Raw genomic sequence first — 10,859 nt, 5'->3', positions numbered from 1 at the left:
ATGAACGCTCACCTTTAGAATGGAGCGCTCACAAATCAGAAAATAGAGGGCTACGTATATAATAGGAAATATAAATAGAAAAATACTATTCCTCTTGAGGAGGTTTAGTATTATAAATTATAAACAATTTTCAAGATCCCCAATGCTCATATCTTCTTTCTATAGCCATAAAGGGTATGTTCTCATTATGACTATAAGACAGGTAGCAACGAAAGAGATCAGTAAAAAGGATCGTAGCGGTAAAGATCCTTTTACTGCTACGATCCTTTTTACAAAGTATTTGATTCCCATCACCATCGGGATCTTGCTGCTGACTCACTGGCAGGCGCTTGCGCGCCTGCGCCCTTTTTAGGATGTGGTGCAGGAAAGGTGCACAGCACCTTTCCTGCACCACATCCTAAAAACTGTTTTGAGCACCGTAGGTGCGAAAACTCATGCGCCAGCATGGCGAAGATCATGGGTATCAAACATCCACCTTGTGAGTGAGAGAACACGAGGTTAGCGCAAAACTGCGCCAAAATCCTCATGCAAGAGACGGATAATACGCTCTTGCAATTCATTGGCCTCAGTATCCTTCAGGGTACGATTGGTGGCCTGGTAAACAAGCGTGTACGTCAGGTTCTTTTTGCCAGCTGGAATTGGATCGCCAGTATAGACATCGAAGAGTGTAACTGAACGTAACAGTTCACCACCGTGACGCGCAATCTGCTCCTGAATGGTCTGGGCAGGGATCTTCTGGTCCACTACCAGAGCCAGATCACGTGTCAGTTCCTGGTGGCGTGAGATCGGTTGGTAAGCAATCTGAGTCGGGATCACCGCATAGATTTGTTCCAGATCCAGTTCTGCCAGGTAAGCACGATAGGGTAAATCGTAGCGCTGCTGCACCAATGGATGAACCTCACCAATCACACCGACGGGAATATAGTTGATCTCGCCAGCAGCATCTTCCTGTCCCAGTTCCACCAGGGCTGTACGGCCAGGATGGAAGGTTGGATGCTGCGTTGACGCGAAGCGATAATGGGTGATCTTCAAACCTTCCAGTAATGTCTCAATGACACCCTTGAGATCATAGAAATCCGCTGCATGGGATAATTCAGGCAACCAGGTATTTTCAGCCGGACCACACAGGGCGACGCCAATGGTACGCCGCTCTTCCGGTAACTGCTGCTTATCCTCACCTGGCAGATAACGACGTCCCAGCTCGAAGAAGCGCAAGCCAGCTTTATTATGCTTACTGTTTTCCTGAACAGTCTCTAACAAATTGCTCAGCAAGGTCAGGCGCATCACATCCATATCAGAGCTCAATGGATTGACCAACGTCACGGCAGGAATGGAGCGTATGTCAAAATCCGCACTATCCGTCACGACATTGGATGCCGCCAGTGTAGCTTGAGTCTGTGCAACCGAACGACCTGAAACCTGGAGCAGGGCAGTCGCGGAGGCACCATCAACCTGTGCCAGCACCTTCGCCATACGGGTCCGACTGGTCAGGGTGTAGGTAATAATCTCATTCAAGCCAGCGCCAACCGCGAGAGAACGCACCTCCTGCTCACGCTCAAACCAGCGATCCTGGCTTAACGCAGGCAATGGACCATCAGGAATGGTACTTGGAATGCGATCATAGCCAATTAAGCGAATCACCTCTTCGACCAGATCGGCACTTTCTTTGACATCTGAACGATAGGTTGGTACCGTCACCTGCATAGACTTGCCATCCTCAGAAGCTACAACCGTGAAATGAAGCGCGGTTAGAGCATCAATAGCCTCACTCTGGGTCACTTTCATTGAGGTATACCACTCAACATCCTCGACGGAGAAGTCCAGCATCCGCGCTTGCGCTGGCTGAGGATAATGATCGACGATACCAGGATGGACATTTCCGCCCGCCAATTCAGCAAGCAGTTGTGCAGCCCGATTCGCGCCCGCCAGGGTTAGCTCCGGGTCCAGCCCCTTCTCAAAATGCGTGGAGGCATCTGTGCGCAAGCCCAACAGCGTCGAAGTACGGCGAACATTGCCTGCTTTGAAGTTTGCCGCTTCCAATAAGACCGATGTCGTCTTTGCGCTGATCTCGCTGACCGCACCACCCATAACACCAGCAATAGCCGTAGGACCATTGATATCAGTGATCAGCAACATAGAAGGAGACAGTTTCCGCTTCACATCATCAAGCGTCGTCAAGACCTCACCCTCATGGGCGCGGCGCACAATCACATGGTGTTCTGGCACCAAATCATAGTCGAAACCATGGAGGGGCTGACCAAACTCTAGCAAGACATAATTGGTAATATCCACCACATTATTAATGGGACGCATGCCAGCGGCCAGCAAGCGCTGTGCCATCCAATTGGGTGAAGGAGCCACCTGCACATTGCTTATCACGCGAGCGGTATAACGAGGGCAAAGCTCGCTATCCTCAACGGTAACCCGTACCAGTTCCTTGGTAGGTGTGCCCTGCTCCTGTACGTGTGGCTGTGGGATACGCAGCGGCTGCTTCGTTAAGGCTGCAACCTCACGGGCAATCCCAATAATTGAAGAAAGATCACCGCGATGGGCCTTAATCGAAAAATCGAAGACCACCTCACCCAACAGATTCACCAGCGGCTGACCTAACTCCGTAGCAGGCTCCAGAATATAGATACCGGAATGATCATTGCCCATCCCAAGCTCGCTTGGTGAGCACAGCATACCCTGTGAGACATACCCAAACTTGCGTGTCTCGCTGATCGTAATATCCCCGACCTGTGCACCCGGCAAAGCCAGTGGTACCTTATCGCCCAATTTAATGTTGGGCGCGCCACAAATTACATTGATCTGTTCACTACCAGTATTAATCTTCGTATAATTCAGGTGGTCTGAGCCTTCCACCTTCTCCAGATGATCAATCTGGGCAGTAATAATTTTATCGCCCCAGGTGGCACCGATATATTCAATGCCCTCCACCTCTAAACCAGCCATTGTTAACGTATGCGCTAATTCTTCAGGCGACAGGCTAATATCCACATAATCCTTGAGCCAGCTCAAAGGAACTCTCATTGCGTCTTCTCCTTCATGCGTGGGAACGCCACGCACCCATACACTTCAATCAGGCCACTACAACTGGCGTAAGAAGCGTAAATCATTGCCGGAGAAGAGACGTATTTCTCCGATACCATATTTTAACATCGCAATCCGCTCGACACCCATACCGAAGGCAAAGCCGCGATATTTTTTAGGATCATAGCCAACATTGCGCAAGACCTGGGGATGTACCATACCAGAACCTAAGATCTCCAGCCAGCCGCTATATTTGCAAGAACGGCATCCCTTCCCATCACACAAACCGCAGCTAATATCCATCTCGGCGCTGGGTTCCGTGAACGGGAAATAGCTACCACGGAAGCGTACACGGCGCTCCGGGCCAAACATCTCATGTGCGAAGCGCTCCAGACAGCCTTTGAGATCCGCCATCGTACACACTTCATCGATCAGCAAGCCCTCAATCTGATGGAACATCGCCTCATGGGTCGCATCGATATCCTCATTGCGATAGACCTTACCCGGCACCACCACGCGCACAGGAGGCTCTGACTGCTCCATCGTACGGATCTGCATCGGCGAGGTCTGAGTACGCAACAGGATCTGTTCAGGGGACACCCAGAAGGTATCTTGCATATCGCGGGCAGGATGATCGGTAGGAATATTCAATCCCTGGAAGTTATGATAATCGTCTTCAACTTCCAGGCCCTGTACCACACTGAAGCCCATGCGAGCAAAAATCTCAGTCACCTCAAGGATCGTACGTGAAAGGGGATGCATCTTCCCAACAGGAAGGGCGCGGCCAGGCAAGGTCACATCAATACGCTCTCTCTCCAGGGCCAGCAGCAATTCGCGCTGCTTCAACTCCTCGCGCTTCTCCTGTAAATGACGCTCCAACGCAGTCTTTACCGCGTTGATCCTTTGCCCCACCACCGGGCGCTCTTCTTTCGTAAGCTTTGGCATCACAGAAGAGAGACTCTTCAACTCGCCACGATTGCGTCCCAGATAACGGGTATCCCATTCTTCTAAATCAGCAGATGAGTTAATCGGCTCCAATTCCTCGAGTGCCCGCACGCGCAGCGCATCGAGTTGACCGAGCAACTGTTCGAGTTGTCCAACCATAACAACCTCCAAAAAATCAAAAAACCGACATTCGTCAACAGGGACGAAGTTGTCGGTATAGCAAGCTCCGTGGTACCACCCGTATTGAATACTCTCAGTCAATGCATCGCATCATCAACGCACAACCACCCGGCACGCAAAAGAGCCAGTCAGTATTCCACTCGGTTTGTCCAATAACGGTGACATACCGGGGCTGTCTACTCTATGAATGAATACACTTCAACAGCCAGCTCTAGGGTGAACTTCAACGGGCGGCGGCGTAAAAAGGCTTACAGTCGATGACCTTTTCTCCCTGAACGCTTGAGAACGTCTACTCTCCCCATCAACGCTTTTCACTGCACAATGCAGCATATTTATCTACCGTAAAGTTTAGCATACTGCTCCACAAAAGTCTAGCAGCCAGTGACAAATTCGGGGATCAAACGCGCCTCATTGGATGTGAATTACCAGCGTGAAAAATTTCAGCAAAAAAATGCTTGACTTGATTTTTCTTTTCTGCTATACTCCTATCTGTTCCCTACAAGAACAGCGGGGTGTAGCGCAGCCCGGTAGCGCACTACAATGGGGTTGTAGTGGTCGGAGGTTCAAATCCTCTCACCCCGACTAAATGACAAGGCTGGAAGTATCGCCATAAACGAGCTTCCAGCCTTGCTTTATACCACTACTCAAAAAAACACTACAGAACAAAAAAACAACAATGCAATACTTGCAAACGCTTACGATCAAGATCAATGTTAGACCAACGCAAAGCTAGCAGCTCACCCCGACGCATACCTGTTACAACCGCCGTTGCAAGCAAGACTTCCAGGCGATGCCCCCGAATATGCTTCATCAACACATGCGTTTGCTCTACCGTTAATGGCACAACCTCACGACTTACTATGCTAGGAGGAGTCACCAGGTCGCACACATTTCTTGACACCATTCCCCAACGTACCGCATTATTTAACGCCAGGTGCAACACACCATGAATATCATGCACAACCTTAGATGAAAGCATACCATCAAGCTTTTTTGAATAGAAGGCTTGCACTTGCTGAGGAGTAAGCTTTTGTAACCATATCTCGCCCAGGTCAGCGACCACATACCCAATAAGCTTTTTATAATTGACATAAGTACCAATACGAAGCTTGCTCTTGTGAACATTCTCTAACCAATCCACTAAATACTCACCGAGTTTTTGCCGAGTCCCTGTAGCTAAAGTCCCCTTCTCAAGTTCTCGCAGAGCCTCATTCTTTTTCTTAATAGCGTCTTGTTTTTTCTCAAAGTAAAACTTTTTGCGCTTACCAGGAGCAATCGAAACCGCCGCTACCCAACGATCACGACTTGCATCAAAGTACACCGAACCCTCATTATGACCACGACTTTTTTCTCTGCCATACACAACCTCCCCTAAGCAAGTACTTGCTCACGTTCTTTCAACCAAGTATGAAGGAAATCAAGGTACACACGTCTCATTCCTCTTACTTTGATTGAAGGCATCCCTTCAAAGTAAATGTAGTTATAAACCGTCTGCCGACACACGCCCAGGTGCTCAGCAACATCAGCAACAGACAATACAAATTTTTGTGTAGGTGCAACACCCCCTAGCTTGTCCATTGTTGGAGGGCAAGGCGAAGCGATGCAGCGAACTGGACAGGTGGAGGTTTCTGTCCATGGTCGTGAAGCAAAGCCAGAGCGTGTGCAAATTGGAGGCCAGGCGGTCACGGTGTTCCAAACGGAGATCACTTTGTAGATCTAACGCGATGGAAGACATGACTGGATCAGATCGTCATGCTTAAAGAGGAGGGAATTGTCTTTTTTTGGGACAGCTTTCCCGACTGATTTCGCCCACTCCAAACCTGTCGTGTGGAAATTGGATCGAACAGGACCATGCTTAGAGGAAAAAGGACTCCTCACAACTCCATGTGAGATATTTTTTACGAGGGAGGAACATGCGCCTCAAGCCGAGACTTTTTGGTAAGCATGTGAAAGGGATTCTCACTGGTTATTTTCTGATCCTTGCTTCAAGATCTGGGTCTTGACATTTGCTAGACCAGTCACTATACTGGTGATAGTAGTTAGACCAGTCGGTACAGGAGGATCTCTTGGAGACAGAAGGAACACGGACACGCATCATTGCTACGACTGTTGAACTGATGGAGGCACAGGGCTATCATGCGACCGGCTTGAACCAAATCCTCCATCTGAGCGCAACGCCGAAAGGCTCGCTCTATCATCACTTTTCTGGGGGAAAAGAAGAGTTGGCGGCAGAAGCGGTTTCAGCAGCAGGGCAAGCTTTTACACACGAGCTTGATGCCATCATTGTGGAAGGCACTGATTTGGGCATGGCGCTCTCTCTTCTCATCTCCTTCTTTCGCGAGCGCCTCCAGACATCCAATTTTCAAAAAGGCTGTCCGCTGGCTACAGTCACATTAGAGATGGCAGCCACCAGTGATCTCATACAGCATGCCTCTCGCGCTGGCTACCATGCCTGGCTGACACGCCTGGAACACTTGCTGATTGCCTCAGGCTGCGAACCAGCGCGCGCTCCTGCGAGAGCACTCTTTGCGCTCTCCGCAATTGAAGGGGCGCTCTTACTCTGTCAAGCCGAGCGCAGTACACACCCCTTAGAACAGGTGGTGGAAGAGCTCCGGCTTCTTTTCGAAGGAGACACCAAAGCACGATGAACCTATCTGACCATACTCCACGACAGAAAGCTTCCGTCACTGATTCCACGCAGATAACGGACATGCAGATGATTGCTCATCATGTCTGGCAGTTGAGCAACTGTTTTCCAGCAAACCTCTTCAATGTCTATCTCATTGAGGATGTGCTCATTGACGCAGCCACACGCTGGGATGCTTCCAGTCTGCTCAAACAACTGGCAAACATCCCCCTTTCGCAGGTGGCACTGACCCATTGCCACCCCGATCATCAGGGAGCCGTCAAGCAGATCTGCACCACCCGCGGCATCCCACTTGCCTGTCCTGAAGCGGACATCGCGAGCATGGAGGGACATGCTCCCATGGTCCCCAGGACTGCCGCCATTAAAATAATGCAACTGGGGTTCGCCGGGCCAGCGTATTCAGTCCAACGAAGCCTGCATGATGGTGACGAAATAGCTGGATTTCGCGTTATCCATATGCCCGGACATACTCCTGGCCATGTGATGTACTTTCGTGAGTCCGACCGGGTGGCGATTGTGGGAGACGTGTTGCGCAATAACCATCCTCTCACGGGCAAAATTGGCCTGTATGAGCCGCCGGCCGTCTTTACGCTGGATCCTGAAGAGAACCGCTGCTCTATTCGTAAACTTGCACAATTACATCCAGCTCTCGTCTGCTTTGGTCATGGGCCAGTGCTCCACGATATGGAACAACTTGATCGATTTGTTGACCGACTCCCGTCATAAGTAAAATGTCAATAGAGATAAGAAAGTACATCTCATGATTTTTTAGTCAAAGTTCATACCCACCTTGTAATGTAGCAACGATGTAGTAACGCTTCATTATTTGTTCTTTTTATTGGTAAAACCTGAAGTTGACATGCTATGCCCTTAACAGAAAATGCATCCGTTTATAGTGGATGATGGATAGCAGAAATCTGTAAATTACATTATACTATACTAGTATGTGGGATGTGGCGATCTTCCTATTTCCAGGAACTGTATTAAGGAGGAAACAATGGTATTACCAGAATATCCAAAGATGAGCGTTGAAGACTATCTCATCCTTGATCGTAATAGCCATGATGCGCGCTATGAGTATTTTGAGGGGCAGTTGCGCATGCTGGCAGGTGGAAGTACCTATCATTCAGCTATTATCGCCAATTTGACGATTCTCCTTGGTACGTCCTTAAGAGGTGGTCCATGTTGGATTTATAATTCGGATATCCGGCTCCAACTGGCTGAAGATCGCTATGTGCACCCGGACATCACCGTGAGTTGCAACCCGGATGATCACGAGCTTGAGGATATGCTTCGTTATCCTTGCCTCGTGGTCGAAGTGCTTTCCCCAACTACTGAGGGCATTGATAGAGGTAGAAAGTCTATTTACTATCAAGAGTGCGCGACGATACAAGAATATGTGCTGGTTGATTCCTTGAGTATGCGCGTTGAGGTGTATCAGCGCGAGGATACTGGCTGGAAACTTTATACCTATGGTCCAGAGAGCACGGTTACACTGGATGGTCTCGACATCCAGTTCGCTATTGAGGAGATTTATCGAGGTATGAAGTTGGATGGCAAGCGGGCGAGACGGAAATAAAGGGCCAGGAGTTGATGTTCGAGCTGTCCGATCTGTAGAAGATGTTGACAGGTCGGGCATCTCGATTGTGACTCTGAACGATTACCAGACGGGGAGGCGGTCCATGACGGCTTTGTACCAGACGGTACGCATGTCGGAGCCAGCTACGATGAGCGTGATCCAGATGCCAAGTATGGTTCCAATGATCCATAAAAAGGTCATCAGGAGATTGACATTCGCAGTTCCCAGAAGGTTCCAAAGGGTCAAAAAAAATCCAGCCAGGAGATTATGACTGGCGCTGGCAAAGAACGACGTACGGATCGAGGGCAGTTGCAATAGCAGTCCTAACATGGCGACGGTAGCCAGTGCGCTGGCAAAGAGCATCTCCAGCCAGGAGGGACGATAGGAGAGAAATGATCGAGAGACCTGCACCTGGGATTCAGATTGCTGGACGCTCAGCGCGACACGGCGCATCACATTTGCGGTCAAATCTTCAGGCTCACGAATCATCTCAGTAGTAGCTAAAGCTTGATCAATCTCCATAAATAAAAAATAAGTGCGCGAACAATCACCGCAGGTAGAGAGATGCTTTTCTAAAGTACGTATTTTTTCCAAACTAAGTTGTTTATCAGTATAGAGTTGTATTTGACGTGTGGCCTGGGAACAGTGCATGCTAACCTCTTGATTTCCACTCTTGATCAAACGCCTCAAGACGCTCTTTCAAAAGGTTACGAGCGCGAAATAAATGTGTCTTGATCGTGCCAATGGGCATTGTCAAGATTTCAGCCATTTCTTCATAGGTCATTTCCTGCAAATGTCTTAGTACCAGTACAATACGATATTTTGCAGGCAATGTCGATATATGCTCACGGACAAGGGCCTGTCGATCACGTACTTCTAATTCCGTACCAACACGCTCATCGTTCTCTATCGTCTTGGCTTGAATAGCCGCTTGCAATGCATTATCTCGCTTCCGCAGATCCAGTTGCTTTAAAGCGCAGTTATAGGCGATGCGATAAAGCCAGGTCGAAAATTGAGCATCACCTCGGAAGGAAGATAATCCCTGCCATGCCGCGAAAAATGTTTCTTGAGTGACTTCATTTGTCTCTTCATATTGCTGCAGCATACGATAAACAAGGTTAAATACACGACGCTGGTGACGTTCCACCAGTAAGGCAAACGCATCCTGGTTACCGGCTTTACTGGCTGTAACCAACGCGATATCATCCTGCTCAACAGACGCAGAAGTTATGTTTGCAAGAGACATTCCCATACTATGTGGTGGCTGCAATAGATACTCACTCATCATGCTACATTAGAGAACAGATCTAAAAAAAATGTTTCATCAATTTGACGAAACATATATCCAGGCTAAACGTATCTTATCATAACAGAAACCATTTCGTATAAAGAGGTAGCCCGAAATGTCATACAACGTCTTAGCACTCTTACTGGGGTGGCTGATCGCCCTGATTCTCTTTTTAGGATTCATTGCTCTGATCCGTTACATTCAACATCGGGAACGCATGGCAATGATCACACATGGCATTCCTCCTGTCCGCCAGCGCCGCAATCGTGGCATATTACGGGCAGGCTTGATTATTATGATGGTGGGCATATCATTGACAGTTGGGCTTTATCCACTCGGATTTGTGCTGCCAACAGCCTTTACGGCCACGCCGCTCCATCTAGGCCCCTGGCTTCTTCCAGGGCTCATTCCCTTTGGTGTTGGTCTGGCCCTGACCAGCAGTTATTATTTAGAGCAAAGCTCGCAAAGTGAAAGTGAGGAACAAAAACATCACAATCCAAAGGAGATCGTGGATGAAAAAGTCATTTCATTCAAGGAACATCGGTCAAAAGAACAGGGCAAGGACTGAATTTAACCTCTTTCGTAAAAACTGCTTAAAAAAACGCTTGACAGAAAAGCCGGTCAGTGATATTATCCTTCTTGCGCCAGACGGAATGTCTGAAGCGCTTCTATAGCGAAAGCAGTGGAAGAACCTGAACAACTGAAGAGTGGTAAGGAAACAGATAAAACAATAAGCCAGTCAATTGCTTTGACGAGCTTGCCATAACAGTGCATTAAATGTTGTCTGTAGAGATGACGTTTTTATAAAAATTGGATGGCGAGTTTGATCCTGGCTCAGGATAAACGCTGGCGGCGTGCCTAACACATGCAAGTCGAACGCTCTTCGCAAGAAGAGAGTGGCGGACGGGTGAGGAACACGTGGGCTATCTACCCCCTGGTGAGGAATACCGGCGAGAAATCGCCGACAATACCGCATACGCTCGTAAGAGCAAAGCTCGCAAGAGCGCCAGAGGATGAGCCTGCGCCCGATTAGTTGGTTGGTGGGGTAATGGCCTACCAAGACGGCGATCGGTAGCTGGTCTGAGAGGACGATCAGCCACACTGGGATTGAGAACGGCCCAGACTCCTACGGGGGGCAGCAGTGAGGAATTTTCGTCAATGGGGGCAACCCTGAACGAGCAACGCCG

Annotated in this window: 12 protein-coding genes, 1 tRNA gene and 1 rRNA gene; 8 read left to right on the top strand and 6 right to left on the bottom strand. The window is 48.9% G+C overall.

The window, feature by feature from the left end; genetic code table 11:
• The first annotated feature begins 187 nt into the window (after window positions 1–187).
• Complete coding sequence (locus F1593_RS28350) at window positions 188–352, top strand: hypothetical protein (RefSeq protein ID WP_172632125.1); 165 nt, start codon at window positions 188–190, stop codon at window positions 350–352.
• Window positions 353–498: 146 nt separating this feature from the next.
• On the opposite strand, the gene pheT is transcribed toward F1593_RS28350, so the two are convergent.
• The gene (gene pheT, locus F1593_RS14470; RefSeq protein ID WP_149402273.1) at window positions 499–3,033 is read right to left on the bottom strand and encodes a phenylalanine--tRNA ligase subunit beta; all 2,535 of its coding nucleotides are present in this window, start codon (window positions 3,031–3,033) and stop codon (window positions 499–501) included.
• A 57-nt stretch (window positions 3,034–3,090) separates the two neighbouring features.
• The gene (gene pheS, locus F1593_RS14465) at window positions 3,091–4,137 is read right to left on the bottom strand and encodes a phenylalanine--tRNA ligase subunit alpha (RefSeq protein ID WP_268907054.1); all 1,047 of its coding nucleotides are present in this window, start codon (window positions 4,135–4,137) and stop codon (window positions 3,091–3,093) included.
• Window positions 4,138–4,666: 529 nt separating this feature from the next.
• On the opposite strand from pheS, the gene F1593_RS14460 reads away from it, so the two are divergent.
• A tRNA-Pro gene (locus tag F1593_RS14460) sits at window positions 4,667–4,740 on the top strand.
• Window positions 4,741–4,813: 73 nt separating this feature from the next.
• On the opposite strand, the gene F1593_RS14455 is transcribed toward F1593_RS14460, so the two are convergent.
• Both F1593_RS14455 and F1593_RS29850 read right to left on the bottom strand, forming a co-directional pair.
• Window positions 4,814–5,521, bottom strand: coding sequence for a site-specific integrase (locus F1593_RS14455; protein WP_149402272.1), 708 nt, complete (start codon window positions 5,519–5,521; stop codon window positions 4,814–4,816).
• Between the two features lie 8 nt (window positions 5,522–5,529).
• The gene (locus tag F1593_RS29850) at window positions 5,530–5,736 is read right to left on the bottom strand and encodes a helix-turn-helix domain-containing protein (protein ID WP_149402271.1); all 207 of its coding nucleotides are present in this window, start codon (window positions 5,734–5,736) and stop codon (window positions 5,530–5,532) included.
• On the opposite strand from F1593_RS29850, the gene F1593_RS14445 reads away from it, so the two are divergent.
• The 4 genes from F1593_RS14445 to F1593_RS14430 all read left to right on the top strand — a co-directional run bounded on the left by F1593_RS14445 (window position 5,729) and on the right by F1593_RS14430 (window position 8,384).
• On the top strand, window positions 5,729–5,872 hold the full coding sequence (locus tag F1593_RS14445; RefSeq protein ID WP_268907053.1) for a PhzF family phenazine biosynthesis protein: 144 nt from the start codon (window positions 5,729–5,731) through the stop codon (window positions 5,870–5,872). The genes F1593_RS29850 and F1593_RS14445 overlap by 8 nt on opposite strands.
• A gap of 352 nt (window positions 5,873–6,224) precedes the next feature.
• Complete coding sequence (locus F1593_RS14440; RefSeq protein ID WP_149402270.1) at window positions 6,225–6,806, top strand: TetR/AcrR family transcriptional regulator; 582 nt, start codon at window positions 6,225–6,227, stop codon at window positions 6,804–6,806.
• The gene (locus F1593_RS14435) at window positions 6,803–7,531 is read left to right on the top strand and encodes an MBL fold metallo-hydrolase (protein ID WP_149402269.1); all 729 of its coding nucleotides are present in this window, start codon (window positions 6,803–6,805) and stop codon (window positions 7,529–7,531) included. The genes F1593_RS14440 and F1593_RS14435 overlap by 4 nt, the downstream gene beginning before the upstream one ends.
• Before the next feature lie 271 nt (window positions 7,532–7,802).
• Window positions 7,803–8,384, top strand: coding sequence for a Uma2 family endonuclease (locus F1593_RS14430; RefSeq protein WP_149402268.1), 582 nt, complete (start codon window positions 7,803–7,805; stop codon window positions 8,382–8,384).
• Window positions 8,385–8,465: 81 nt separating this feature from the next.
• Here F1593_RS14430 and F1593_RS14425 read toward each other — a convergent pair whose 3' ends face one another.
• On the bottom strand, window positions 8,466–9,035 hold the full coding sequence (locus F1593_RS14425; RefSeq protein ID WP_149402267.1) for a zf-HC2 domain-containing protein: 570 nt from the start codon (window positions 9,033–9,035) through the stop codon (window positions 8,466–8,468).
• Window position 9,036: 1 nt separating this feature from the next.
• On the bottom strand, window positions 9,037–9,654 hold the full coding sequence (locus tag F1593_RS14420; protein WP_172632123.1) for an RNA polymerase sigma factor: 618 nt from the start codon (window positions 9,652–9,654) through the stop codon (window positions 9,037–9,039).
• 133 nt (window positions 9,655–9,787) lie between these two features.
• Here F1593_RS14420 and F1593_RS14415 point away from each other — a divergent pair, with 133 nt between their 5' ends.
• Together F1593_RS14415 and F1593_RS14410 are read left to right on the top strand one after the other, a co-directional pair.
• On the top strand, window positions 9,788–10,240 hold the full coding sequence (locus F1593_RS14415) for a DUF6249 domain-containing protein (protein WP_149402265.1): 453 nt from the start codon (window positions 9,788–9,790) through the stop codon (window positions 10,238–10,240).
• A gap of 243 nt (window positions 10,241–10,483) precedes the next feature.
• Window positions 10,484–10,859: ribosomal RNA gene (locus tag F1593_RS14410) — 16S ribosomal RNA — on the top strand; the annotation flags it as partial.

It is taken from the genome of Dictyobacter arantiisoli (assembly GCF_008326305.1).
Classification (GTDB): Bacteria; Chloroflexota; Ktedonobacteria; order Ktedonobacterales; family Ktedonobacteraceae; genus Dictyobacter; species Dictyobacter arantiisoli.
This window is presented reverse-complemented; position numbering and strand designations above follow the sequence as displayed.

Bases quoted from the DNA above. Each gene is read 5' to 3' on its own strand.
- F1593_RS28350 (WP_172632125.1), top strand. From the start codon at position 188: ATGACTATAAGACAGGTAGCAACGAAAGAGATCAGTAAAAAGGATCGT.
- pheT (WP_149402273.1), bottom strand. From the start codon at position 3,033: ATGAGAGTTCCTTTGAGCTGGCTCAAGGATTATGTGGATATTAGCCTG.
- pheS (WP_268907054.1), bottom strand. From the start codon at position 4,137: ATGGTTGGACAACTCGAACAGTTGCTCGGTCAACTCGATGCGCTGCGC.
- F1593_RS29850 (WP_149402271.1), bottom strand. From the start codon at position 5,736: ATGGACAAGCTAGGGGGTGTTGCACCTACACAAAAATTTGTATTGTCT.
- F1593_RS14435 (WP_149402269.1), top strand. From the start codon at position 6,803: ATGAACCTATCTGACCATACTCCACGACAGAAAGCTTCCGTCACTGAT.
- F1593_RS14430 (WP_149402268.1), top strand. From the start codon at position 7,803: ATGGTATTACCAGAATATCCAAAGATGAGCGTTGAAGACTATCTCATC.
- F1593_RS14425 (WP_149402267.1), bottom strand. From the start codon at position 9,035: ATGCACTGTTCCCAGGCCACACGTCAAATACAACTCTATACTGATAAA.
- F1593_RS14415 (WP_149402265.1), top strand. From the start codon at position 9,788: ATGTCATACAACGTCTTAGCACTCTTACTGGGGTGGCTGATCGCCCTG.